20 protein-coding genes are annotated in these 24910 nt (G+C 48.1%); 10 read left to right on the forward strand and 10 right to left on the reverse strand.

The genetic code is table 11. The features are described from left to right. Nucleotides 1–16 precede the first annotated feature (16 nt). The 4 genes from KDM87_RS13310 to KDM87_RS13325 all read left to right on the forward strand — a co-directional run bounded on the left by KDM87_RS13310 (nucleotide 17) and on the right by KDM87_RS13325 (nucleotide 7577). Nucleotides 17–1933: an RNA-binding domain-containing protein gene (locus KDM87_RS13310; protein WP_212679518.1), complete on the forward strand. Its 1917-nt coding sequence runs from the start codon at nucleotides 17–19 to the stop codon at nucleotides 1931–1933. Beyond that, nucleotides 1923–5105 carry a type I restriction endonuclease subunit R gene (locus tag KDM87_RS13315; protein ID WP_230407766.1) on the forward strand — a complete coding sequence of 1061 codons (3183 nt, stop codon included), beginning with the start codon at nucleotides 1923–1925 and terminating at the stop codon, nucleotides 5103–5105. The genes KDM87_RS13310 and KDM87_RS13315 overlap by 11 nt, the downstream gene beginning before the upstream one ends. Nucleotides 5106–5563: 458 nt before the next feature. Beyond that, the gene (locus KDM87_RS17965) at nucleotides 5564–7165 is read left to right on the forward strand and encodes a methyl-accepting chemotaxis protein (RefSeq protein WP_212679519.1); all 1602 of its coding nucleotides are present in this window, start codon (nucleotides 5564–5566) and stop codon (nucleotides 7163–7165) included. A 13-nt stretch (nucleotides 7166–7178) separates the two neighbouring features. After that, nucleotides 7179–7577: a bacteriohemerythrin gene (locus KDM87_RS13325; RefSeq protein WP_212679520.1), complete on the forward strand. Its 399-nt coding sequence runs from the start codon at nucleotides 7179–7181 to the stop codon at nucleotides 7575–7577. Nucleotides 7578–7653: 76 nt separating this feature from the next. Here the strand turns inward: KDM87_RS13325 and KDM87_RS13330 are convergent, their stop codons facing one another. Further along, nucleotides 7654–8688 (reverse strand): sulfate ABC transporter substrate-binding protein, encoded by a 1035-nt coding sequence (locus tag KDM87_RS13330; protein ID WP_212679521.1) that lies wholly within the window; start codon nucleotides 8686–8688, stop codon nucleotides 7654–7656. Between the two features lie 228 nt (nucleotides 8689–8916). Between KDM87_RS13330 and KDM87_RS13335 the strand changes: the two genes are divergently transcribed. The 4 genes from KDM87_RS13335 to KDM87_RS13350 all read left to right on the forward strand — a co-directional run bounded on the left by KDM87_RS13335 (nucleotide 8917) and on the right by KDM87_RS13350 (nucleotide 13231). After that, on the forward strand, nucleotides 8917–10491 hold the full coding sequence (locus KDM87_RS13335) for a thioredoxin family protein (RefSeq protein ID WP_212679522.1): 1575 nt from the start codon (nucleotides 8917–8919) through the stop codon (nucleotides 10489–10491). A gap of 201 nt (nucleotides 10492–10692) precedes the next feature. Then, nucleotides 10693–11715 (forward strand): methionine ABC transporter ATP-binding protein, encoded by a 1023-nt coding sequence (locus KDM87_RS13340; protein ID WP_212679523.1) that lies wholly within the window; start codon nucleotides 10693–10695, stop codon nucleotides 11713–11715. Next, a complete protein-coding gene (locus KDM87_RS13345) occupies nucleotides 11715–12374 on the forward strand; it encodes a methionine ABC transporter permease (protein ID WP_212679524.1) in 660 nt (219 codons plus the stop codon). Before KDM87_RS13340 ends, KDM87_RS13345 begins: the two co-directional genes overlap by 1 nt. A 32-nt stretch (nucleotides 12375–12406) precedes the next feature. Next, the gene (locus tag KDM87_RS13350) at nucleotides 12407–13231 is read left to right on the forward strand and encodes a MetQ/NlpA family ABC transporter substrate-binding protein (RefSeq protein WP_212679525.1); all 825 of its coding nucleotides are present in this window, start codon (nucleotides 12407–12409) and stop codon (nucleotides 13229–13231) included. A gap of 119 nt (nucleotides 13232–13350) precedes the next feature. Here the strand turns inward: KDM87_RS13350 and KDM87_RS13355 are convergent, their stop codons facing one another. The 3 genes from KDM87_RS13355 to gloB form a co-directional block, all read right to left on the reverse strand. Further along, nucleotides 13351–13926 (reverse strand): elongation factor P, encoded by a 576-nt coding sequence (locus tag KDM87_RS13355; RefSeq protein WP_186885261.1) that lies wholly within the window; start codon nucleotides 13924–13926, stop codon nucleotides 13351–13353. 120 nt (nucleotides 13927–14046) lie between these two features. Next, on the reverse strand, nucleotides 14047–15234 hold the full coding sequence (gene earP / locus KDM87_RS13360) for an elongation factor P maturation arginine rhamnosyltransferase EarP (protein WP_212679526.1): 1188 nt from the start codon (nucleotides 15232–15234) through the stop codon (nucleotides 14047–14049). Nucleotides 15235–15291: 57 nt separating this feature from the next. Beyond that, nucleotides 15292–16086 carry a hydroxyacylglutathione hydrolase gene (gloB, locus tag KDM87_RS13365; RefSeq protein WP_212679527.1) on the reverse strand — a complete coding sequence of 265 codons (795 nt, stop codon included), beginning with the start codon at nucleotides 16084–16086 and terminating at the stop codon, nucleotides 15292–15294. A gap of 8 nt (nucleotides 16087–16094) precedes the next feature. Here gloB and KDM87_RS13370 point away from each other — a divergent pair, with 8 nt between their 5' ends. Beyond that, nucleotides 16095–16856, forward strand: a complete 762-nt coding sequence (locus KDM87_RS13370; protein ID WP_212679528.1) for a class I SAM-dependent methyltransferase — start codon at nucleotides 16095–16097, stop codon at nucleotides 16854–16856. Between the two features lie 2 nt (nucleotides 16857–16858). Further along, the gene (gene rnhA, locus KDM87_RS13375) at nucleotides 16859–17305 is read left to right on the forward strand and encodes a ribonuclease HI (RefSeq protein WP_186885265.1); all 447 of its coding nucleotides are present in this window, start codon (nucleotides 16859–16861) and stop codon (nucleotides 17303–17305) included. Between the two features lie 110 nt (nucleotides 17306–17415). Here rnhA and KDM87_RS13380 read toward each other — a convergent pair whose 3' ends face one another. The 6 genes from KDM87_RS13380 to fabI form a co-directional block, all read right to left on the reverse strand. Then, complete coding sequence (locus tag KDM87_RS13380; protein ID WP_212679529.1) at nucleotides 17416–18057, reverse strand: CatA-like O-acetyltransferase; 642 nt, start codon at nucleotides 18055–18057, stop codon at nucleotides 17416–17418. A 122-nt stretch (nucleotides 18058–18179) separates the two neighbouring features. Further along, complete coding sequence (tal, locus tag KDM87_RS13385; protein ID WP_212679530.1) at nucleotides 18180–19115, reverse strand: transaldolase; 936 nt, start codon at nucleotides 19113–19115, stop codon at nucleotides 18180–18182. Between the two features lie 22 nt (nucleotides 19116–19137). Further along, nucleotides 19138–20196, reverse strand: a complete 1059-nt coding sequence (gene selD, locus KDM87_RS13390; RefSeq protein WP_212679531.1) for a selenide, water dikinase SelD — start codon at nucleotides 20194–20196, stop codon at nucleotides 19138–19140. A 183-nt stretch (nucleotides 20197–20379) separates the two neighbouring features. Beyond that, nucleotides 20380–21819 (reverse strand): DEAD/DEAH box helicase, encoded by a 1440-nt coding sequence (locus KDM87_RS13395; RefSeq protein ID WP_212679532.1) that lies wholly within the window; start codon nucleotides 21817–21819, stop codon nucleotides 20380–20382. 356 nt (nucleotides 21820–22175) lie between these two features. Then, nucleotides 22176–23357 (reverse strand): cellulose synthase complex periplasmic endoglucanase BcsZ, encoded by a 1182-nt coding sequence (gene bcsZ, locus KDM87_RS13400; protein ID WP_230407767.1) that lies wholly within the window; start codon nucleotides 23355–23357, stop codon nucleotides 22176–22178. A 226-nt stretch (nucleotides 23358–23583) separates the two neighbouring features. Next, nucleotides 23584–24378 carry an enoyl-ACP reductase FabI gene (fabI, locus tag KDM87_RS13405; protein ID WP_186898057.1) on the reverse strand — a complete coding sequence of 265 codons (795 nt, stop codon included), beginning with the start codon at nucleotides 24376–24378 and terminating at the stop codon, nucleotides 23584–23586. Between the last annotated feature and the right edge of the window lie 532 nt (nucleotides 24379–24910).

Consider the following 24910-nt stretch of genomic DNA (forward strand, 5'->3'; position numbering starts at 1 on the left):
TTAAAGACCGAACGTTATGCTTGAACTTAACTCCTTAACCGATATTGCCGCTTTGCGCGAAAGCGTAGATATCGAATGCAAACTCGCCCAGGGTCGTGATGGCAAAGGCGGTTTACCGAATGATCTCTGGGAGACTTACAGCGCATTTGCGAATACTTCTGGTGGCGACATTTTTTTGGGATTAAAGGAAAATAAAGATCTTAGTTTTGATCTGCGCGGTGTAGAAAATGCAGAAAAGGTACTAGAAGATTTTTGGAATAACCTAAACAATCCTCAGAAAGTAAGCGCTAACCTGTTACGTGACGCCATGGTCAAGGTGATCACGATTGAAGGAATGCGCCTGATACACATTCACGTGCCACAAGCGAGTCGTCAGCAGAAACCCGTTTTCGTCAATAATAATCCTCTGACAGGAACATTTAAGCGCTTAGGCAGTGGCGATATGAAATTGCAGCGCGATGCTGTGAGTCGTCTTTTGGCGGAGCAGAGTGAAGAGAGCCGCGACGCAGAGATTTTGGTGGGCTATTCGATTGAGGATCTTGATCTCGATAGTTTACGCGTCTACCGAAATATGTACAGTACTCGTGCGCCTGATCATCCTTGGAACAAGGTCGATAATCAGGAATTTCTTAAACAAATTGCTGCATGGAGAAAAGATCGTGTCTCTGGGGTAAGTGGCATTACGAGGGCTGGTCTGCTAATGTTTGGACAATACCAACCGATTCAAGAGGCTTTTCCAAACTACATGGTCGACTATCAGGAAAGACCAGAGGCGAAGACGGAAGCGCGTTGGATAGATCGGATCGTTCCGGATGGTACATGGTCTGGGAATGTTTTTGACTTCTATCAGAAGGTTATTCGTAAGCTGACCGCTGACTTAAAGGTACCCTTTGTACTTGAAGGAGATCAGCGTCAAGACGATACTTTGGTGCACAAAGCCCTGCGCGAAGCATTAGTTAATACTTTAATTCACGCTGATTATTCCGGTCGTGCTTCAATTCTAATTGTCAAACGGCCTGACATGTTTGGCTTTCGTAATCCAGGCCTGATGCGCATTTCAATTGAGACTGCTGTTAAAGGTAGTGAGAGCGACTGCAGGAATCGTATTCTACAAAACCTATTTCGCTTCGTCGGTTTAGGCGAAAATGCAGGTTCAGGATTGCCGAAGATTTTCGATGGCTGGAAGAGCCAGCATTGGCGGCAGCCTCTACTCAAGGAAAAAACAGTTCCCAATGATCAAACGCTACTAGAGTTACATGCCCTTAGTTTAATCCCTGAAAAGACAATTCAATTCTTGAGGAAGTCGATAGGTTCAGCTGAATTTGATTCATTGAATGAGACAGAGCGACTTGTTTTAGCCACGGCACACATTGAAAGCACGGTCGATCACCGCCGATTGATGCAGGTACTGGATATTCACCCAAAGGATCTATCTGCTACCTTTAGCGGCTTGATTGAACGAGGGTATCTTTTGCAGGATGGTGCGGGGCGAGGAACGATTTATTTCCTTGCTTCCGCTCGGCTCAATGATGATATTAAGGAAATTTTTGGCGATGACTTCTTTGATGACCCTAAGGAAACATTGAGCGGCACAGGATCGAGTGATAGCTCTGGGGGTTTGAACCTTAACTCTGGGGGTTTGAGTGATAGCTCTGGGGGGGGCGTACTTAAGCGAGTTGCCGAACCGGTTGCATCTAAGAAGAAAGTGTCGAGAGAGATTGTTGTAAAGACGATCCTTGAGCTTTGTCAAGATAGGGCCTGCACTCTAGAGGAATTGGCGTCACTACTTAATAGATCCACAAACGTGATCCGAAAAGACTATCTCCAACCGATGTTAAAAGCGAAATTGTTGCTCTATAAGTATCCAACCAAACCAAATCACCCAGATCAAGCATATCGGACTGTCAAAGAAGAGCTGGCAAATGATCACTGAAGAGCAACTAGAACAACTCTGCCTGAACTGGTTTCAAGAAATCGGTTATGACTATGTCTGCGGTTATGACATTGCACCTGATGGTGTTAGCCCTGAGCGTGCTGATTATCGTCAGATTATTTTGCCAGCACGTTTATTTTCGGCTCTTCAAAAAATCAATCCACAAATTCCCGTCGCCACACTAGAACAAGTCGCGCTGCACATCGCTAAGCCGGAAACGCCGATCCTGATCAAGAATAACAAAGCTTTTCATCAGCTTTTGCTGGAAGGCGTGAAGGTGGAATTTAAATCGCAGGAAGTTGATGCCAACGGCAATGCTGAGAGCAAGATCGACTATGTGCAATTGATTGATTTTGCCAATGTTCGTAATAATGAATTTTTGGTCGTCAATCAATATTCTTTGGCTGGCAGCAAAGGTAATCGTCGCCCTGATGTGTTGGTGTTTATTAACGGCATTCCGCTCGCAGTGTTGGAGCTGAAAAATCCCGCCGATCAAAACGCCGATATCTGGCAAGCGTTTCAGCAGATACAAACCTATAAAGAAGAAATTCCCGATCTGTTTATTTTTAATGAAGCGGTGGTGGTGAGCGATGGTTTGATTGCGCGGGTGGGTTCACTGACTTCTAACAAAGAACGTTTTTTACCTTGGCGCACGGTGGCGAATGAGCATGATAAGCCGCTGTTTGAATTTCATTTAGAGACTTTGGTGAAGGGCTTTTTTAAACCCGATTTATTCCTTGATTACATCCGCTATTTCATTTTGTTTGAACAAGATGACGACAATATCATTAAGAAAATTGCGGGCTATCATCAGTTTCATGCCGTGCGCGAGGCGGTGCGTGCGACCGTGATTGCGGCACAGCGTCCCGATGGGCGCAGCATTGCTCAACCGCGTGCCAATTACGCCAATGAGGTGGTGGCGGGATCAGGTAAAGCGGGCGTGGTGTGGCATACGCAAGGTTCGGGTAAGTCGATTTCTATGCTGTGTTATGCGGCGAAACTGCTGGCGCAGCCTGAGATGAATAATCCGACCATCGTGGTGGTGACCGATAGAAATGATCTGGACGGTCAACTCTACAATACCTTTTGCATGGCGCAAGAAGCGCTGAAGCAAACGCCAGTGCAAGCGGGTGATCGTGATGATTTGCGTGAATTACTCAGTTCACGTCAGGCAGGCGGCATTATTTTTACGACGGTGCAAAAGTTCGCATTGCTGGGTGAGGAAAGCGCGCATCCGGTTTTATCGACGCGCCATAACATTGTCGTGGTCAGCGATGAAGCGCATCGTAGTCAATATGGCGACAAAGCAAAATTCAATACCAAAACAGGACAATACACCTTTGGCTATTCCAGGCACATGCACGATGCATTGCCGGAAGCGTCGTTCATCGGCTTTACAGGCACACCAATTGATTCTGCTGACAAAGACACTAAGGCGGTGTTTGGTGACTATGTTTCTATCTACGATATTCAAGATGCGGTGGATGATGGCGCAACAGTGCCTATCTATTACGAATCACGTCTCGCAAAACTCGATATCAATCAGAATGAGATAGAAACACTGAATGAAGAAGTCGATGAAGTCATCGAAGATGAGGAAGATGTCGCCACGCGTGAAAGCACCAAGTCGCAATGGGCGGCCTTAGAAAAATTGGTCGGTAGCGAACCACGCATGCAGCAAGTCGGTAAAGACTTGGTCGCGCATTTTGAAAGCCGCATCGCCAGCATGCCGGGCAAAGCCATGATCGTCTGTATGAGCCGTGAAATCTGCGTCGATATGTATGACGCGATCGTGGCGATCAAACCAGAATGGCACGATGCAGACCCAACCAAAGGCGCGATTAAAATTGTGATGACGGGGACTGCGTCCGACAAATCAAAACTGCAGCCACACATTTACAACAAAGACACCAAAAAGCTGTTTGAGAAACGCTTTAAAGATGTGAACGATCCTCTGCAATTAGTGATCGTGTGCGATATGTGGCTGACAGGTTTTGATGCACCCAATTGCCATACGATGTACATCGATAAACCGATGAAAGGGCATAACCTGATGCAAGCCATCGCGCGGGTGAATCGCGTATTCAAAGATAAACCGGGCGGTTTGGTGGTGGACTATATCGGTATCGCCAGCGAGCTCAAAAAAGCGCTATCGACGTATACGAATTCGCAAGGTAAGGGCAAGCCAACCCACGATACACATGAAGCCTATGCAATCTTGCTAGAGAAGATGGAAGTGGTCCACGCCATGTTCCATGGCTTTGATTACAGTCAGTTTGAAACCAAGGCCTTGCAACTTTTGCCGGGTGCGATGAACCATTTATTGGGCTTGAAAGGCGCTAATGGCGAGCTTGATGGTAAGAAGCGCTTTCTTGACGTGATGGCGGCCCTGAGTAAGGCATATACCCTATGCAGTACGCTCGATGAAGTGAATCCGATCAAAAAGGAAATTGCCTTCTTAAGCGCGGTAAAGCATGCGATTACGAAGTTCACGACGATTGATAAGCGACGTACAGATGAAGAACGGAATAGTGCGCTGAAACAAATCATCGACAATGCCATCATCGCCGATGGCGTGGACGATATCTTTAAAATGGTGGGCTTGGATAAACCGAATATCGGCCTGTTATCACCTGAATTTTTGGACGACGTTGCCAATCTGCCGCAGAAAAACCTTGCGGTAGAGTTGCTGGAAAAATTGCTACGCGACGAAGTGAAGGCGCGCATGAAAACCGATGTGGTCTCCGAGAAAAAATACTCAGATCGCATTTTGGAAACACTACGCAAATACCACAATCGCGCCATCGAAACGGCGCAGGTCGTCGAAGAGATGATCCAGATGGCTAAAGATATGGCGCTCGATGCAGAGCAAGCCGCCAAGCTGGGCCTCAACGCAGACGAGATCGCGTTCTATCGCGCCTTAATTCAAAACGAATCGGCAGTGCGCGAGCTTGGCGATAGCAATCTACGTGATTTAGCAAAACACGTTACCGAACAACTACGCGCTTCAACCACAGTCGACTGGCAAGTACGCGACAGTGTACGCGCCAAGCTACGCAATCTAGTCCGCCGCGCACTCAGAAAATGGAAGTACCCACCAGACAAAGCAGACGAAGCAATCGAGCTGTGCTTGAAGCAGGCCGAGGTGTTGAGTCATGGGTGGAGTAGTTAGTATGTGTGAAGTGTAATTTACATTGCGCTCTGAGAAAGCTTTGGAGCGGACAGTGTGTTTTGAATCTTATGTAAATTTTAGGTAGTATTAGCTTACTCATCTTTAATGGACGGAATGAGGTGATTAAATCGACTTCATGTCTATTTGACGGACAAGAAATTCAAATTTCAGATGTCTTAAACTTGAGAGCAGCTAAAAAGATGGCCTGTGCGACGATGTGCTCCTGACAGTGTAGTTTGCAGTGAATGCACTGATTCAGTCTTAAGTCTTTGAGTATTCAGCCACATTCCTGCGCTAGCGATAAGTTTCCCTCTTGATAAAACAATCTTTGCGTAGTTCGATGAATTGTCTGGGGTAGTTCTATTGATGTATATCATGCGCAATCTCGCGCCATTAAAATCGTCTGTGCAGTATTGAGAATTTTGCCGTGAAGCTATCTGGAAAAAAGGAGATGAGCGATGCACGCATTTGCGAATTTAAAGATAGGCGTTCGTTTATCGATTGGTTTTGGTATTTTGATTTTAATGACACTGGGCATGGGTGGCACGGGGCTGCAACGTTTTGCGGAAGTGAATACCGTAAATAGCAGAATCATTGAAAAGGATTGGGTAAAAGCCGAAGCGGCGAATGTTATTAACGCCACTACCCGTGCCAATGCGCGGAATACGATGGAGTTACTGATTGCGGATGACGCCACTCAGGCGAGCAGAGTTAAGCAATCGATTGAGTCGAATAAACAGATCATCAGTGCGGCGTTAGACACTCTGAAACAGCTGATTTATTTACCCGAAGGTCAGGCACTACTGGCGACATTGACCGAACGGCGGACAGCGTATGTCGCTTCGTTTTCAAAAGTGCTGAAACAGATAGATGCAGGGGACAAAACCGGTGCAATTCAGACGATGAACAGCGAGACATTACCGGCCTTGGATGCATTGCAAGAACCCATCGTTGCTCTGACAAATTTACAGAAAAAAATTGTCGTCAACAGTAGTGCAGAAGTACGGGATCGTATTGCCTCGGCCACAGCATTGCTGATCGTGCTGACGGTTGCAGGTTTATTCGTTGGTGTCGGGTTGACCTGGTTTATTTCTCGCTCGATTACGCGACCGCTCAGTGAGGCTGTGCATATTGCCCGTACCGTCGCTTCAGGTGATTTGACGACAAAAGCGCAGATCACCACAAAAGATGAGTGTGGTCAGTTATTGCAATCCATGCAGGAAATGAACGACAGCCTTGTACGCATCGTAAATCAGGTGCGTGGCGGTGCCGATCTGATGGCTGCCGCAACGCATGAAATTGCAGACGGCAATATGGAGCTTTCTTCTCGTACCGAAGAGCAAGCCAGTGCGCTTGAGCAAACTGCAGCCTCGATGGAGCAACTGGCGTCTGCGGTGAGAGATAACTTTGAATCAGGCATGCATGCCAACCGGCTTGCCGAATCAGCGGCTCAGGTAGCTGCCAAAGGTGGTGCTGTCGTCGGTGAAGTCGTGCAGACGATGGAGGCCATCAATATTTCCTCGCGCAAGATTGCGGACATTATTGGTGTTATTGATGGTATCGCTTTTCAAACCAACATACTGGCGCTCAACGCGGCAGTTGAGGCGGCTCGTGCGGGAGAGCAGGGGCGGGGCTTTGCTGTTGTGGCATCCGAGGTTCGTTCACTTGCCGGGCGCTCTGCGAACGCAGCGAAGGAAATCAAAACGCTGATTTCTGACTCAGTAGGTAATGTGACTGATGGTTGTCGGCTGGTGGAACAGGCGGGCAGCACTATGGATGAGATCGTAGTGCATGTGCGTCGTGTGGCGGATCTGATGGGAGAAATTACGACCGCAAGTAAAGAGCAGACGACTGGCATTGAACAGGTGAATCAGGCTGTCGCACAAATGGATACGGTAACGCAGCAAAATGCCGCATTAGTAGAAGAAGCTGCAGCCGCAACCCAGTCTCTGGATCATCAGGCAAACTCTTTGGTACACGCTGTCAGTATTTTCAAGTTGGGGATGCCACATTCATCCATTGGTTTCTCACGTGCCTCACCTGTGTTACTCAACGTTTAATCTGGATACGGATATGGCATATTTTGAGTGGGCCGACGATATGGTGATCGATAACGGGCCTATTGATGACGATCACAAAAAATTAGTCAATCTGGTTAATGAGTTGCATACGGCAACCAGCGTCGGGCGTGGCCAGGAGGTCATTGAGGCAATCATGACTGAACTGATCACCTACACAAAAGATCATCTTCATCGTGAAGAGCAAGTGATGGCGGCACTGAAGTTTCCAAATCTGGAGCGGCACAAGGCGGGGCATCATCAATTTACGGAACGACTGAATAAATTACAGAGTCAGTATGAAGCCGGTAGTATTACCGTAGCGTCGCAGCTTTCATCAGTTTTACGGGATTGGTTATCTTTGCATATCCGCCGTTCCGATAAAGAAATTAAAGTATATCTGCGAAAGAAGTGACAGCTTTCGCCAGCATTTCATCAATAAAAAAGCCCTGTTCTTATCAACAGGGCTTTTTTAACATATCGTGTTTTATTTATTTTTTCGCTTGATACAGTTTGTCGAACTCAGCGCCATCATCAAAATGCTTTTTCTGCACTTGTTTCCAGCCACCGAAAACTTCATCGACGGTGAAGAGATTGATAGCTTTGAAGTTAGCCGCATATTTTTTTGATGCTGCTTCCGAGCGCGGGCGGAAGAAGTGTTTTGCGGCAATTTCCTGGCCATGTTCGCTGTACAAAAATTGCAGATACGCCGTTGCTACTTTGCGTGTGCCAAGCTTATCAACAACTTTATCGACAACGGCGACTGGTGATTCTGCGAGTATTGATGTTTTTGGATAAACGACATCGTAGTTGTCGCCAAACTCCTGTTTGACCAATTGCACTTCATTTTCAAAAGTGACTAAGACGTCACCAATTTCTCTTTGCGTAAAAGTAGTGGTCGCGCCGCGTCCACCAGCATCCAGTACCGGAACATTTTTAAACAGGCGATCAACCAATTGTCGCGCTTGTGCTTCATTACCACCGTTCTTAATAACTGAGCCCCATGCCGCAAGATAGGAATAGCGCCCGTTACCGGAAGTCTTGGGGTTCGGAATGATTACTTTGACGCCCGCTTTACCGAGATCATCCCAACTGGCGATGCGTTTTGGATTCCCTTTACGTGTCAGGAATACCATGGTCGAATAAAATGGCGCAGAGTTATTCGGGAATGATTTCGCCCAGTCTTGCGGAACCAGACCTTTCTCCGCCAGGATATCGATATCATTTGCCTGATTCATCGTGACTACTGATGCAGCCAGACCGTCGATGACGGAGCGTGCCTGCTTGCTGGAGCCGCCATGGGACTGATTAATCGTAATCGATTCCCCAGATTTTTTTTTCCATTCTGCGATGAACGCCGGATTGACTTCTTTGAATAATTCACGCGTGACATCATAAGATGCATTTAATAGCGGCTCGGCAGCATGAGCTGTGAGCGAGGGGGCAAGCAGGCTGGCACTAATCAGTGCAACGATGCCGGCAATGCTTAAGCGACGTTGAGCTTGCAAACCTGAGTTTGTTTTCATGTGCGATCTCCCAAAGATAAGTTACCGCTATCTTCCATAAATTAAGCATTAAAGGAAACGATAGTATTCTTCTTTACTTAGATGAAAAATGCATTTGTCGAATATGAAACAATCATTTTTCTGTATATCGTTGCGTGAAAACAATCTAAGTGATGCACTCGCCGAACGCGTATTCGCAGATATAATTTTGCTACACTCAATGCCTTGCTTGTATTTTTTACTTACTCTATGAAAACAAATGCTTCTTTCTCTGCAAGCCTGCTGGTAACTCTGCTGGTGGGTACGTTGGCAGCACCATTGGCTGTCGCACTGGATAAAACGGCGAGTGCTTCTGCGCATGCTGGGCAAGCGGGAGGTATCGAGTGGCGCAAAGATAATAATGTGGATGCAGCTTTTGCGTTAGCAAAGTCCAGCAATAAACCGTTATTTCTTTACTGGGGAGCGGTCTGGTGCCCGCCCTGCAATCAGGTAAAGGCGACGATATTCAATCGCCAGGAATTTATTGATAAGTCACGGCATTTTATTCCTGTGTATCTGGATGGTGATAGTCCGGGAGCGCAGAAATTTGCGGCACAATTTAAAGTGCGGGGTTACCCGACGATGATTTTGTTCAAGCCGGATGGAACTGAAATTACCCGCTTGCCTGGTGAGGTGGATTCTGAACGCTATCTGCAGGTGCTGACGCTGGCATTGAATACCTCGGCATCGGTGGCGGACTCCTTAAAACTGGCATTAGCGGGAAATAAGTCGCTGAAGCAGGATGACTGGAGTCTGTTGGCGGATTACTCATGGGATGATCCTCAGCAAAAGCTGGTGAGCAACAAAGATGTGCCTGTGACGTTATTGCGTTTGTCTGAATTGAGTCCAGCTGGATTAAATGCAACGCGTCTGTATTTGAAAGCCTTATTTGCGGCTGCCAATGCGAGACCTGGGCAGTCTGTTCCTGCGATTGATAAACAGCAGGCCACTGAGCGTTTAATCAAGTCACTGGCAGACGCGAAAGTTGCGCGTGACAACCTTGATCTGGTGGCGGGTTCTGCGGCGGAACTGACGGAATTTTTAACTGTGGCGAAATCTGAGCAGCGCACGAAACTGACTGCAGCATGGAATGTCGCCCTCACTAAGCTCGCTGACGATAACAGCATATCGAAAACAGACAGGCTGAGCGCTATCATTGCGCAGATCGCGCTGACTAAGCTTGATGGCGCCAAACCATCTGCAGCTTTACAAAAAGATGTGCAAAAACGCGTAACGCAAATAGAGCAGGGCACCAGTGACGCGTATGAGCGGCAATCGGTGGTCAGTTCCGCTGCCTATGCATTAGGCAACGCAGATTTGCTGGATGCCTCAGATGCTTTGTTGAAAGCAGAATTAAAACGCTCGCATTCGCCGTATTATTTCATGTCAACCCTGGGCTCGAACGCGAAGAAGCGTGGCGATAAAGTAGGCGCAGTGAACTGGTATGAGCAGGCGTACAACGCGGCAAAAGGGCCGGCAACCCGCTTACAATGGGGCTCGAATTATGTGGTTGGTCTGATTGATCTGACGCCGACTGATGATGTGCGCATTGAAAAAGCAGTGTCGGGTGTCTTTGCTGAATTAGCGAAAACAGAAAATGCTTTCTACGAGCGCAATCACGCTTATCTTGAGAAAATGGGTAAGAAATTAGGTGAGTGGAATAAGGATGGAAAGCATCAGGCGACTTTCCGGAAAGTACATGCGCAGCTGGATAGTATATGTGCAAAGTTACCAGCAAATGATGGACAGAAGGCGACTTGTCAGACTGTTCTACCGAAATCCTGATTCTCGTTAATCGAGGAAAAATGCGGCTGAGGCCGCATTTTTTTTGCCCGGATAATTTTGAATGAAAATTTCTGAAGTGTCGGCTGCATGCATCGGATTACTTATACGAATTTTTGTATATACAAGTTACTTTATATGATTGGAACGAATTTTGAATCTTCGATAAAATTCACCATTCGTTATTTATTGGTTTGAGATTCAGTGATTCATATTGAACAATTAGAAAAACATTATCAGGTTGGCGGGCGTGAAGTACATGCGCTGCGCAACATACATCTCAATGTTCGCAAGGGACAGATTTTCGGCATCATCGGACGCTCAGGCGCAGGCAAGAGTACTTTGCTGAGAGCGTTGAATTTACTCGAGCGTCCAAGCAGCGGTAAAGTTCTGATCGAAGGTGAAGACATCACCCGGTTTAATTCAGAACAGTTGCACAGCTTGCGGCAACGTATCGGCATGGTGTTTCAGCATTTTAATTTGTTGAACGCAAAAACCATTGCTGAGAATATAGATTTTCCTCTCAAGCTCGCCGGCACTTACAGCAAAGATGTACGTCAGAAGCGCGTTGATGAGTTACTTGAATTGGTCGGACTGAGTGATCAGCGACATAAATTTCCATCGCAATTATCGGGTGGGCAAAAGCAACGGGTAGGTATCGCCCGTGCGCTGGCAAATTACCCCCATCTCTTGTTATGTGACGAGGCGACGTCGGCGCTTGATCCTGAAACGACGCAGGCAATTCTGCGCTTACTGTCAGACATTAATCAGAAACTGGGATTAACGATCGTGCTGATCACGCATGAGATGCAGGTGATACGCACGATCTGCGATCAGGTTGCGGTGATCGATGCGGGCGAGATTGTTGAGAGTGGCGATGTTGCCGACGTATTCCTGCATCCACAACATGCGGTAACGCAAAGTCTGGTTGCAGAAAATCAGGCGCTTGATCTCGATCTGTTGCAGAGAATTCAGTGTCATGAAAACAGTCAGTTGCTGCGCCTGACCTACGTCGGGGCAGCGACGCATGAACCGATACTGAGTCGTATCGCCGCACAGACCAAAGCGGATATCACGATTTTGCAGGGAACAATTTCCCGCATCAAGAACACACCGTATGGTCAGTTGCTAGTGGAATTGTCGGGGGCACCGGATCAAATTGCGGTGGTATTGAATTTGTTGCGCGACCTCGATGTGCGTACAGAAATTATTGAAGGAGCGCACTGATGGATTTTTCAAACATAGACTGGGAAGATATTGCACAGGCGACCCTCGATACCTTAACAATGACGGGCTTCTCTTTATTTTTCACCGTGTTGCTGGGCTTACCTCTGGGCGTATTGCTATTCCTGACTGGTAAAAATCAACTGTTAGAACAACGCGGTATTTATGCGTTGCTGTCGTTTGTCGTCAATATTCTGCGCTCGGTTCCTTTCATCATTTTGCTGATTGTGTTGATCCCGTTCACTTTGTTGCTGGTCGGGACTTCACTGGGGGTGGCTGGCACGATTCCACCGCTGGTGATCGGAACAACACCATTTTTTGCGCGTCTGGTAGAAAACGTTTTGCGCGAAGTGGATTGCGGCATTATCGAAGCTTGTCAGGCGATGGGGGCGAAAACGCATCAGATCATTATTCACGCCTTGCTGCCGGAAGCCTTGCCCGGCTTGCTGGCAGCGGGAACCGTAACGACTATCGCCTTGGTCTCGTATGCCGCGATGTCGGGTGTGATCGGCGGCGGTGGCCTCGGTGATCTGGCGCTGCGTTTTGGATATCAACGATTTCAGACCGACGTGATGGTCGTGACGGTCACGATATTGATTGTGCTGGTGCAGTTATTACAATTCTTCGGAGACAAGTTGGTGTTGCGATTTACCCGTAAGTAATTTCATTTATATAAATTTAAGGATAATAAATTATGGCTCTTTCTTTTAAACGTCACTTTAAACGCAACTTGGCGACCTTGTTGGCGACGACATTCAGTGCCGCCTCCTTGTTCGCTTCCAGCGCAGCATCTGCCGCTGATACGTTGACGATTGCAGCAACGCCGGTTCCACATGCAGAAATTCTCGAATTTGTGAAACCACTTCTGGCTAAAGAAGGCGTGGACTTAAAAATTAAAGTATTTACTGATTATGTTCAGCCTGCAGTTCAGGTGAATGAAAAACATCTGGATGGAAATTTCTTTTTACATCAGCCTTATTTGAATGAATTTAAAAAGAGCCATAAAAACGATATCGAAGTGCCTGTTGCGAAAGTGCATGTAGAGCCGTTCGCGGCTTATTCTTCTAAATACAAAAAAGTAGCGGATATTCCGAACGGTGCGACTGTTGCGATTCCGAATGATCCATCCAATTCCGGTCGTGCGTTGTTACTGCTGGCGAAGCAGGGGCTGTTGAAATTAAAAGATCCAAGCAATATTTCTTCAACCAAAAAAGACATAGTCGATAATCCGAAGAATCTGAAATTCAAAGAGCTGGAAGCCGCAACCTTACCGCGCGTGTTGAGTCAGGTCGATCTGGCCTTGATCAATACGAATTACGCTATCGAAGCAAAGCTGAATCCGGTGAAAGATTCTTTGTTCATTGAAGATGCCAATTCTCCGTATGCAAATTTGCTGGTTGCACGTGAAGATAATAAAAACAGCCCGGCATTTAAAAAGCTGATTGCAGCGGTGAACTCTCCTGAAGTGAAGAAATTCATTGAAGAAAAATACAAAGGCGCTATTGTTCCTGCATTCTGATTTATTACCTCAGCTTCCTCGTTCGTCTACTTAATTTGATCGGGTGAGGAAGCTGAAGTCAGATAAAACAGGCGAAAAAAAAGCTACTCATTGAGTAGCTTTTTTTGATTCTGACGAAATCAGTTACGAACGATACGTTTGTATTCGTTTGTGCGTGTATCGATCTCGATCACGTCATCCTGGCTGACGAACAGTGGTACTTGTACAGTATGTTGATGCGCTTCGATCGCATTTTCGATCTTCGCTTCTTTCAATACGTTACCGGAAGTATTCCCTTTGACTGCAGGCTCAGAGTACACAACCTGACGTGCAATTGTCGTTGGCAATTCAACAGAGATCGCTTTGCCATCGTAGAAAACAGCTTCGCATTCCATGCCGTCTTTCAGGTAATGCAGTGCATCGCCCAGATTTTCTTCTTCGATTTCATACTGTTCGTAGTCTGCATCCATGAATACAAACAATGGATCAGCGAAGTAAGAATAAGTGACTGGTTTTTTGTCCAGAACAACAACGTCAAATTTGTCGTCGCCACGGAAGACGCTTTCTTGTGGGCTGTTTGTCAGAAGATTTTTCATCTTCCATTTGTAGGTAAAGCCTGTGCGGCTTGAACCGTTGACATCAGAGCGCAAGACGATCATAGGCTTGCTATCGACCATAATAATGTTGCCAACACGAATTTCTTTTGCAGGTTTCATAGCGAATAATTATAAAAAGTAGGTTGCATAAAAATCATCTGTCGCCTACTGGCAGAACGCCCCGCAAGCTCGTTTGATTCAATTTGAAAAACACATTAAAAATTAACCGCGTATTTTACCTTATTTTTGTTCATTATTGACACTTTGCTGATGAACTGTGTGAGCAAACTTCAGTAAATTGGATGTCATATCGCCATTGGCAATCAGTTGCTGCTGCCATTGCAAGGCCAGATCAGCCATTCGCGGCATGTCTGCTGCCAATGCATGCCACACGGTCTCCCATTGAATCGGGAGGGGCGTTACGCCATTCCAGGCGAGCATCATCGCTGCAAGCTTGTCGGTATTAACCCCGTAACATTGTAAGAAAGCGTTCAGCTTTACGTGGTGCAGATTTTCATCTTGTGGATAGATGTGCCAGACAAATGGTTTTCCTGCCCATTGCGCACGCACAAATGAATCTTCTCCGCGGACAAAATTCAGATCGCAGGCCCACAGCAGTTTGTCATAGTCTGGTTGCGGTACGAAAGGGAGTACACGTATCGTTAGAGCTCCGATGGTGGTAACACTGCCAGCTGCTGCGGGTTGGCCTGTGAACGCCTGAACCGCTTCCGTTGCTACACCTTCCGGCACCAGGCAGGTGATGGGCGTTGCATTGTTTTTCCATGCCTCGAACAAGTCCGTGGCCGGAGCATGTGGGTAACAGAACACTGAAATTTTCAGCGCGTTAATCTCATTTTCGCTCAATCCTAAGTCGGATAGAAACTCCGCGATTGTCGCTGGGTCTGAGACAAATTGCTGACGCTGTTGCTCTAATTCTGACTCTATCAGTAACCCACCGGTTTTGCTGTTAAAACCCGGGAAGAAAAAATATTTTGTGAGCGGCAGTGACCCATGCGGAGACGGCAGCGTATGGCAGCCTTCCACCCATGCTTCCGCGCTTAAGCCTTCCAGATTCAGCCATACCGCGCGAGGCTGCCGTTGCGCCATTGCCTGAATATAGGCTGGCGGAATATCGCATGCAAAAAATTCAATGACGATATCGCTGACGTCTTCCGACGCAAATGTACCATTCTGGTCAAGCCAGTGATGCACGGTGACACCATGAACATTCTGCGTATCAGTATTCAGTTGAACGTCAGGACAAATCCGTTGAAAGCTGTGCAGATCATCGACCCACAAGTGGACGTTGATGTGATGTTCGCGCTCCAGTTGTCTTGCCAGGCGCCAGCAGATACCGATATCGCCGTAGTTGTCGACGACCTTGCAAAATAAAGTCAGGGATTTTAAGGATTGAACTTGTTCAGACATGAAAAAATCAGTAGCGTTGTTGAAGCCGTGCTGACTACCGGGCGCGGCTTACGGATATTATCGGTAATTGTTTTTCCACTCGCGCAATGCGGCAAAAGTGGACGCCTCATCTTGCGCATCTGCTCGTGCGGATATTTTTCCTGCACTCAGCAAGCGAGCGATAACAGCAGGTTCCCGGCTGCGTAAAAACGGATTGCTGCGCTTTTCCAGTCCTATTTGTCCTGGCACGGTCGGTATGCCTTCGTCTCTTTTACGTTGTTCGCGGAGTAAGCGTTCTGCGATGGCTGGGTTATCTGGCTCGACCTCTTTGGCAAAGCGCAAATTTGACAGCGTGTATTCATGTGCGCAATAGACCGCCGTATCATCGGGCAGGGCAGCCAGCTTATCGAGTGAAGACAGCATTTGTGCTGGCGTTCCTTCAAACACGCGCCCGCAACCACCGGCGAACAGTGTATCGCCGGAAAATAACCAATGCTGCACAGACGCAAAATAGGCGATGTGGCCCAGAGTGTGTCCCGGCACTGCGATCACTTGCAGTGCCAAATTCATTTCAGGGATATGAACGAGGTCGCCTTCTGCTAAACGATGACTGACCGCTTGAATGCCGTCATTTGCAGGGCCATACACTGGCACGTTAAAGTGCTGCAATAACGCCGGAACAGCGCCGATATGGTCACTATGATGATGTGTCAGTAAAATCGCCGACAGCGTCAGTTGATGTGCTTCAAGTGTCTTTAAAATAGGAACTGCATCTCCGGGATCTACGACCGCCGCATGTTTGCCGTCGTGGATGACCCACAGATAATTGTCGTCAAAAGCGGGCACAGTCAATATACTCAGGGAATTCGTCATAGACACCGATGGAAGCTGTGGAAAAGAACATTATAGACCTCGATACCTGGCTGGAGTTACCTGCGGGACGGTATATTCGCGACTGGGAAGAAGCCTTGCTGGCAAAGATCACGGTCGATATCTTTGGTTTTAATGCATTACAGATCGGCTTGCCGCAGATTAACGCGCTGGCAGCGAGCCGCATGCCGCATCGATGGTGTTCAAATTCAGATTTGACGAATTTGACAGCAGAAAATGCGAGTCGGGTCGTGGTGACGCATGATTTCTCTGAATTGCCATTTGAAACGCAGAGCATCGATCTGATCGTGCTGCCGCATGTGCTGGAATTTGCGACGGAGCCGCATCAGATGTTGCGCGAAGTAGAACGGGTATTGATTCCCGAAGGCAGACTGATCGTAACAGGATTTAATCAGACCAGTTTGTGGGGGGCGCGGCAATTTGTAGGGCGGCTGAATAAAAACTATTATCTGCCGCATAAAGGTGAGTTCATCAGTCCCGCACGTTTAAAAGACTGGTTGAAATTATTGAATATGGAAATCGGGCAGGTGCATTTTGGTTGTTACGCGCCGTCTTGTCGTTCTGAAAAATGGCTGCATCGTTTTCAATTCATGGAAAAAGCCGGACAGCGATGGTGGCCGTATTTCGGTTCCGTCTACGTTATGCAGGCAATTAAACGGATACGCGGTATGCGTATGATAGGGCCTGCATTGAAGCAAAAGCGCGTTGTGCATGGTGCTGCTATTCCGGTCGCAAATAAAGCAAAAAAATAAATATGGATAAGATAGAAATTTATACAGATGGTGCTTGTAAGGGCAATCCCGGTGTCGGTGGTTGGGGTGCCTTGTTGGTCGCAGGAACGAAAGAAAAAGAGTTATTCGGCGGCGAACGGGAAACCACCAATAACCGTATGGAGCTGATGGCGGTGATCCGTGCGCTGGGTGCACTGAAGCGCCCATGTCATATCGTTTTGCATACGGATAGTCAGTATGTGTTGAAGGGAATCACAGAGTGGATTACAGGTTGGAAAGCCAAAGGCTGGAAAACGGCATCCAAGGCCCCGGTCAAGAATGTCGATCTCTGGCAGGAACTTGATGCGGCACAGCTGACGCATCAGATTGAATGGCGCTGGGTACGTGGACATACCGGCCACCCCGGCAATGAACGCGCTGATCAGTTAGCAAATCGTGGGGTAGATCTGGTCTTGTCGGGCGGCGCTTGAGGGTATCTCGCGTTCAAGTCATTCCCTTTTTTTGATGTGCAGTGTTGACACTGGTGCGGGCTTATGCCTTGCCAGCTCGCATGGAATACACTCTGTGGAGCCTGCCTGAATTATGCTTCTGGTAGTTCGTTCATGCCCTGTTGCAGCTGGCTCAGAAATTGATGGATGTGATAAGCATCAACCAGTCCGTGATGAACAAAGCTGGCGACAGGTAATTGCATCTTCCCATTTTGCAGATGACATCTTCCTGCTGATATTTTCGGTACGCTATCCATGCCGTCATGGCGGCGTGCATGTGTGATACCTGTAAAATTAATCCACGGCATCGCAGAAAAATGAATTGCGTCATTGCGTTTGCATTCATCGGTAAAGCACAAACCCGTGCCATTTTTTACTTTCTCCATCGCACTACCCGCGTCTGTTGAAAACACGGAAAAATCCTCGTGAAACTGTATCGGGCAGAAGCCGAAGGTATGATCGGTACGGCTGATGGTGGCATTCGCGTGTATCCGCGCATACTCAACAACCAGGCCTTCTTCAATGCGATAACGCATTGCTTCGGTGTCGTTAATTGCCTGTAAAACGCGGTGCAGATAAAACAGAAAGAAAGACGTTTTTGTTTGCTTGCAATGTTGATAGGCGGCGTCACAGTCTATATTGGCGACGATGCCGTGAAATGGTTCGTCGCATTGAGAAAAGAACGCAAAGTGTTCGTGCCGGTTCCAGCTCGCCAGATCAATGACTTTTTTCATACAGATATCGATATAAAAACAGGGATAGAAAATTCTATCCCTGCAATGGTTTTGTTGCCGTGCTACAGATCAATAATTAGCAGCAATCTGCGTGCAATTAGGCGAGAACAACCGGTGTATTTTTAGCGTAGTGCTGCAATCATTTGTTCCAGCTTTACCGTATCTGCGCAGAATGCACGTATGCCTTCCGCGAGTTTTTCGGTTGCCATCGCATCTTCGTTTAGTTGGAAGCGGAATATTTTTTCATTCATGCTGATTTTTTCCAGATCAGAAGAGGCTGCCACTTCTGCGCTCAGTTTTTGTGTGATGACCGAGTTGGTGTCAGCCAGCTTTTGCAGCAAATCCGGGCTGATTGTCAGTAAGTCGCAACCCGCCAGTTCGAGAATCTGCGAGGTGTTGCGGAAGCTGGCGCCCATGACTTCGGTTTTGTAGCCAAATTTGCGATAGTAGGTGTAGATTTTTTTGACGGATAACACGCCCGGATCATCGGCGCCAAAAATTTCCTGACCGGTTTTTGCTTTGTACCAGTCGTAGATACGCCCGACAAACGGTGAAATCAGTTGCGCGCCTGCTTCTGCACAAGCAATCGCCTGCGCCAGTGAGAACAGCAGGGTCATATTGCAACGGATGCCTTCTTTCTCGAGTATTTCTGCGGCACGGATGCCTTCCCAAGTCGAGGCAATTTTAATCAGTACGCGTTCACGTGATACACCGGCGGCTTCATACATCGCGATTAACTGGCGGCCTTTAGCGACGGTTGCTTCAGTGTCAAACGAGAGGCGGGCATCGGTTTCAGTTGAAACGCGACCGGGAATTTCGTTCAGAATTTGCAGACCGAAAGCGATCAGCAAGTGATCGATCGTCTCGTCGATGGATTTGCCCGCAGTATCTTTCACTGCTTTTTCCAGCAAGTGTTTATATTCCGCTTTTTGAACAGCCTTCAGAATCAGCGATGGATTAGTAGTGGCATCGCGCGGTGTGTAGGCTTTGATTGCCTGAAAATCGCCGGTATCGGCAACGACAGTCGTGTATTGCTTCAGTTGTTCTAATTGATTCATATTTTCGGGCTATTCAAAAAAATCAGGGGTTAACTTCAACTGCAGGGGAACCTGCAACAATATCACCAATGACGGCTGCTTCAAAGAAACCGCCTTCACGGAAAAGAGCTAAAACAGCGTCTGTTGCTGACGCTTCACAGGAGACTAATAATCCACCGGATGTCTGTGGGTCGGTCAGTAATGCCTGTTGTGCAGCGCTGATACCGGCATGCAGTCTGACCTCACTCCCATAGGCTGCCCAGTTTCTGGCAGACGCGCCGGTGATAAAACCTGCTGTTGCGAGCTGCTCTACTTTGTCCAGCAGAGGGATGTCTTGCATGCTGAGTCTGGCGGTGACATTGGCGCCGCGGCAGACTTCTAATAAATGTCCGAGCAGGCCAAAACCGGTGACATCGGTCATCGCGTGCACGCCGGCGAGCAGGGATAGCTGTTGCCCAGGGCGATTCAGCTTGGTCGTGCTGCTGATCATGCTGGCATAACCAGCCTCATCTAGTGCTTGCTTTTTCAGTGCGGCAGACAAGATGCCGACGCCAAGGGGTTTGCCTAAAATGAGTTTGTCACCGGCTTTGGCATCCGCATTGCGTTTCACTTTCGACGGGTGTACCAGTCCCATGACGACCAGACCATAAATCGGCTCAACTGAATCTATCGTATGACCACCAGCAATTGGGATGCCTGCCTCGGCGCAAATGGATTCTCCACCCTGAATGATTTTTCCGATCACATCAAGTGGTAGTTGATTGATCGGCATACCTACCAGTGCCAGCGCCATGATAGGTGTGCCGCCCATGGCATAGACATCGGAAATGGCATTGGTCGCGGCGATGCGCCCGAAATCAAACGGATCATCGACGATGGGCATAAAAAAATCGGTAGTGGCGATCAGCGCTTGCTCGTCATTCAGTTTATAGACAGCCGCATCATCGGCGGTCTCTATGCCGACCATTAAAGCGGGCGGTACCGGAAAACCATGGGATTTTTTGAGAATTTCAGCAAGCACGCCGGGAGCGATTTTGCAGCCGCAACCGCCACCATGGGAAAACGATGTCAGGCGAACAGCAGGTTCAATGTTGGTGGTCATAGATCATCAGGAGAGTGCGTTCATCAAGCCGATGATTATACGCCGGGGAACTCAGTATAAAAAAAGCGACCACCGTAGTGATCGCTTTTTTGTGATATTGCTTATCTGGCAAACGCTATATCGACGTGCGATGCAGCAGTATGAGGCTGCGCTACCCGTTTTCAGCTTCGCGCCAGCAGGCGATTAATAGTCGCCAAATGAACGACGTGCACTGCCTTCGCTGGAGCGATTGCCTTTATAGCCGCCGCTGCCTTCTTTGCGTGGTGCAGCACCAGTGCCTGCACCAGCTGGTTTGCTGAATGAGCGTTGACCTGGTTTGCTGTTGCTAAAGCCACCACCACCTGATTTGCGGTTGTCACCAGGTTTCCAACCACCTGGTTTGCGCGCAGCAGAGCGTGGTGCAGATGCTGTTTTCTTAGGCTCAAAACCTTCGATGATATCAACAGGGATCAATTGCTTGGTGAAGCGCTCGATGCGTTTGACATGCATGCCTTCAGCGTGATTAACCAGTGATACTGCCAGACCTTTACGACCTGCGCGACCAGTACGACCAATGCGGTGCACGTAATCTTCAGGGAATTTAGGTAAATCGTAATTGAATACGTGGGTGATGCCTGGTACGTCGATACCGCGGGCAGCAACATCAGTTGCAACCAATACGCGGATCTGACCACGACGCAAACCGTCAAGCGTGCGGTTACGCGCACCCTGATGCATGTCGCCATGCAGTGCGGCAGCCGCAAAGCCAGCGATATTCAGACGATCTGCAATCGTATCTGCATCACGTTTAGTTGCAGTAAATACCACCGCCTGATCCATGGATTCGTCACGCAGCAAATGGTCGAGCATACGATTTTTATGGGACAGATCATCCACGAAGTGAACTTTTTGCTGGATGTTTTCATGCTTGCTGGCAGAGCCTGCAATCTGAATCACCATCGGGTCTGTCGTGATGCGTTTCGCCATATTACCGACAACGCCATCGAGCGTTGCAGAGAACAACATGGTTTGACGTGTGGCTGGTGTCGCGGCAACGATTTTTTCGATGTCATCGATGAAGCCCATGTCCAACATGCGATCTGCTTCATCGAGTACCAGCATTTGCAATTCAGAGAAATCGATCTTGCCGGAATCCATATGGTCGATCAGACGACCTGGCGTTGCGACCAAAATTTCAGGATTGCGCGACAACAACTGCATCTGTTTTGGGTAAGGCATGCCACCCAGAATCGATACCGCTTTAATACGGCGTGAATACGCGCTGTATTTGTCAGTTGCTGTCGTCACTTGTAATGCGAGTTCGCGGGTTGGTGTCAGTACCAACATTTTTGGTTTTGCTGCGACGAAACGAGGACGGTCGCCGCGTGAGCGGGCAGATTGACGTTCCTGATTTGGTGTTTTGCTATTGTCGTAAGTAACGACATCAGCGGAAATCAATTTATGCAAGGCTGGCAGCATGAATGCCGCGGTTTTGCCGGAGCCGGTCTGGGAAGAGACCATCAGGTCACGCCCATTGATCGCTGCCGGAACTGCTTGTTCCTGTACTGGTGTTGGCTTGGTGTAGCCGGAATCTGTCAGGGCGCGGATCAGGTTGGCGTGGAGGCCTAGTGCTTCAAAACTCATGGAATACTTTCGTAAAAATTTAGCGCGATCAGAAACTAACGCGCGCAAAAATGCAGCGCCAACCAAACGAAATAAACACAGAGAATCCAACAACGGACGACAATGAGATTTCGGCACAAAAGCTTTGCGCCAGGATGATGTCTTTGGTGTAACCAGACATGCAGGGCGGGAGGGCTTTTACATGCTAACTCCGGTACGGAGATGCATAGGCTTGCGATGCTACAGTTTTCTTTACTGCTTTTTATTGCAGTGCAAAAACGAAATGATACATGATTTCACGAAAATTAGCACCAGTTTTTAACAATTACAACGGCAGGCTTCTTTTTTAGTCGCGCATTTCAACACGGATAGGTGGCTTATCTGATCTTTTTACACGTCTTCTGCCAAGCCATTTCTGCCTTTCCTTTTGCAGAAAATGCATAGCGTTTTTCGTGCCAGCCAAGGGCAAATAAGGACAGCACCTGATCGTAATAGGCATCGGTTTTGATGGCTTGTGCTTCCAACCGCAATTCCTGCTGTTGCAGTGCTTTACTTGCCTTGCTCGCTTGCAGGAAGGGTATCAGCGCGGCAGAAAATCCGGATGATCCGGGGCTTTTCACTTCGCCGCTCATGATGTTGATAAATTCCGGCGGATAGCCTTTCATCTCCGTCAGTTTTGCCATTGGTGACAAGGTTTTGATCAAGGTGGTGCGATCAGGATCGTGCTCGTTCAGCATTCCAGCCCACAAATACACCCGGATGGCGTTGTAGCCGCCATCGCCTTTTTCAGCACCGTTGATATCAGGGGTGAAGCCTGTATCGGGATGGAACAATATCCAGTCTGCGGCATAGCCTTTCGGTGAAGAGCCGAGAATGATCTGCAGGGATGACGCCAGCAGTTGCTTCCAGCGCGGATCTTTGTCGCTACTGTCAAACCAGCGTAAGAGTTGTATAGGCAGGTAGCTGGCATTGAGCTTCCAGGACTTGTCTGCCAACGCAAACCCTGCCGGCGCTGGTAATAGCGTCAAACCCAACTTGGGGATGTCTGCCGTTTCTTCATTGAGTACGCGTTGCGCCAGTAATTTTGAGAGCGCCGTATAGCGTTTTTCATTCCAGGCATCACCAGCCAGGCCTAGCGTGTACGCGATCCACAAGTCGGCGTCGGATGCTGCGTTTTTGTCAATGATGCCCCAGCTGTCATCGGCACGTTTGCCCCATTGCCAAGCGGGCAGGTGGGCAGTCAGGTCACCGTAGGCGAGATTATTTTCTGTCCAACGTAAAAGTGTGTCAAAACTTTCCCTGTCGTTGGCGATCAGAGCGAAGAACAGCGCGTACGCCTGGGCTTCGGAAACAGTCGGTTTAATGCTGCCGCTGTGATCGATGACGCGACCATCGGCAGTGATAAATGTTTGTTTAAAATTCGACCAGGCTGGCCATGCAGGATGACAAGCATCGTTCTGCGCCTGTGCATGATGGCTGCCGATCAGGCTGGTCAGAAAAATCATCAGGCCGGTCAGTAACAGAGTCAGTTTTTTGGGAGGCTGAAAGACGGCGCGCATGGTGATAATGAATTCGTGGCGTATAACGAAGAGTGGTGCTGCGTTAATTTTGTTTAAGTGTAATCGATTGCAAAACGATCACGAAATTCTTGTTGAAATTAATTGGGTGTGACTATGCGGCTGAAGATAAAAAAAGGGTGATGCGTAGGCGTAAAAAAAGGTGCAGCCAGTGCACCTTTTTAATTGTCAGCAAACCTGCTGACTAAATGCCAGTATATGGCGCTGATTAATGGTTATAAGAATCAGCATTCAGACCCATCACGTGTGAGAAGCCACCATCCACATAAGTGATTTCGCCAGTGATGCCGTTGGCCAGATTCGACAACAGGAATGCTGCGGTATTGCCGACATCTTCAATTGTCACATTGCGGCGCAGTGGCGCATGGTCAGCCACGAAGCCCAGCAGCTTACCGAAGTCTTTGATGCCAGAGGCGGCCAGGGTTTTGATCGGGCCAGCAGAAATACCATTGACGCGTATGCCTTTTTTGCCGAGGTCTTCTGCGAGGTAACGTACTGAGGCTTCCAGTGACGCTTTGGCCAGACCCATGGTGTTGTAATGCGGAATCGCACGAATAGCGCCGAGGTAAGACAGTGTCAGCAACGCAGAATCTTCGCGCAACAGAGGCAGTGCCGCTTTTGCCATCGCTGGGAAACTGTAGGCAGAGATGTCATGCGCAATGCGGAAAGCTTCGCGTGAAAAACCGTCGAGGAATTCACCTGCAATTGCTTCGCGCGGGGCAAAGCCGATTGCATGAACCAGACCGTCAAGACGATCCCAGTGCTGTGCCAGATCTTTGAAGGTGGCATCGATTTGTTCGTCGCTGGAGACGTCGCAATCGAAAATCAGTTTGCTGTCAAATTCTGCCGCGAATTCGGTAATTCTGTCTTTAAAACGATCGCCGACATAAGTAAATGCGAGTTCAGCGCCTTCGCGTTTGCATGCCTGCGCGATGCCGTAAGCGATAGAACGATTCGACAGTAAGCCGGTGATCAGAATTTTTTTGCCTTGCAGAAATGCCATGTTGACTCCAGGTATTGTCGTAATGCGGATGCGGCTGATAGCCTGAAATGCCTTGAAAGGCCGCATCAATATTACGATGTGGTTTTCGGTCATTTTTAAAAACCTGTTTTTCGATGAAGCAGGTTTTTAAAAATTTTCCTTTACTGATTACTTACGCCAGCTTCTTATTAAGCCGGTTTTCGTTGCTTTCCGGATAGCGGGGCGGCAACAACAGGTCGGAATTGTAGATGCTTCGCGCAAATCGGGCAAATACTAACTTTCAATCAAATGATTGCAGGTTGATGATCAGTCGGGGGTAAGAGCAAGCCCGTATGTATTAACGCTGCGCCAGCGGGCGGCCTTTGTTTCTGATTGCGATCATAACATCCCGTATCCATGTTCCTTTATTGCAAAAGACTGGCTTAACTTCGCCTAACACGTATAACCCGATTTCGTTTCTCACATCTGATATACGCAGAACAATAAGCGTGATTAACTGGTGTTTTTACTCTAAATATACTCCCCCCAGTATATTTTTAATGCCCAATGTTTA

The sequence above is a fragment of the Cognatundibacterium rivi genome (assembly GCF_018139565.1).
Classification (GTDB): domain Bacteria; phylum Pseudomonadota; class Gammaproteobacteria; order Burkholderiales; family Burkholderiaceae_D; genus Undibacterium; species Undibacterium rivi.

What these genes read in the sequence shown, in the direction of transcription:
- KDM87_RS13355 (WP_186885261.1), bottom strand. Translation starts at nt 13,926, where the DNA reads ATGAAACCTGCAAAAGAAATTCGTGTTGGCAACATTATTATGGTCGAT.
- gloB (WP_212679527.1), bottom strand. Translation starts at nt 16,086, where the DNA reads ATGACGAATTCCCTGAGTATATTGACTGTGCCCGCTTTTGACGACAAT.
- rnhA (WP_186885265.1), top strand. Translation starts at nt 16,859, where the DNA reads ATGGATAAGATAGAAATTTATACAGATGGTGCTTGTAAGGGCAATCCC.
- bcsZ (WP_230407767.1), bottom strand. Translation starts at nt 23,357, where the DNA reads ATGCGCGCCGTCTTTCAGCCTCCCAAAAAACTGACTCTGTTACTGACC.
- KDM87_RS13335 (WP_212679522.1), top strand. Translation starts at nt 8,917, where the DNA reads ATGAAAACAAATGCTTCTTTCTCTGCAAGCCTGCTGGTAACTCTGCTG.
- tal (WP_212679530.1), bottom strand. Translation starts at nt 19,115, where the DNA reads ATGAATCAATTAGAACAACTGAAGCAATACACGACTGTCGTTGCCGAT.
- selD (WP_212679531.1), bottom strand. Translation starts at nt 20,196, where the DNA reads ATGACCACCAACATTGAACCTGCTGTTCGCCTGACATCGTTTTCCCAT.
- KDM87_RS13325 (WP_212679520.1), top strand. Translation starts at nt 7,179, where the DNA reads ATGGCATATTTTGAGTGGGCCGACGATATGGTGATCGATAACGGGCCT.
- KDM87_RS13310 (WP_212679518.1), top strand. Translation starts at nt 17, where the DNA reads ATGCTTGAACTTAACTCCTTAACCGATATTGCCGCTTTGCGCGAAAGC.
- KDM87_RS13345 (WP_212679524.1), top strand. Translation starts at nt 11,715, where the DNA reads ATGGATTTTTCAAACATAGACTGGGAAGATATTGCACAGGCGACCCTC.
- KDM87_RS13315 (WP_230407766.1), top strand. Translation starts at nt 1,923, where the DNA reads ATGATCACTGAAGAGCAACTAGAACAACTCTGCCTGAACTGGTTTCAA.
- KDM87_RS17965 (WP_212679519.1), top strand. Translation starts at nt 5,564, where the DNA reads ATGCACGCATTTGCGAATTTAAAGATAGGCGTTCGTTTATCGATTGGT.
- KDM87_RS13370 (WP_212679528.1), top strand. Translation starts at nt 16,095, where the DNA reads ATGGAAGCTGTGGAAAAGAACATTATAGACCTCGATACCTGGCTGGAG.
- earP (WP_212679526.1), bottom strand. Translation starts at nt 15,234, where the DNA reads ATGTCTGAACAAGTTCAATCCTTAAAATCCCTGACTTTATTTTGCAAG.
- KDM87_RS13395 (WP_212679532.1), bottom strand. Translation starts at nt 21,819, where the DNA reads ATGAGTTTTGAAGCACTAGGCCTCCACGCCAACCTGATCCGCGCCCTG.
- KDM87_RS13330 (WP_212679521.1), bottom strand. Translation starts at nt 8,688, where the DNA reads ATGAAAACAAACTCAGGTTTGCAAGCTCAACGTCGCTTAAGCATTGCC.
- fabI (WP_186898057.1), bottom strand. Translation starts at nt 24,378, where the DNA reads ATGGCATTTCTGCAAGGCAAAAAAATTCTGATCACCGGCTTACTGTCG.
- KDM87_RS13380 (WP_212679529.1), bottom strand. Translation starts at nt 18,057, where the DNA reads ATGAAAAAAGTCATTGATCTGGCGAGCTGGAACCGGCACGAACACTTT.
- KDM87_RS13350 (WP_212679525.1), top strand. Translation starts at nt 12,407, where the DNA reads ATGGCTCTTTCTTTTAAACGTCACTTTAAACGCAACTTGGCGACCTTG.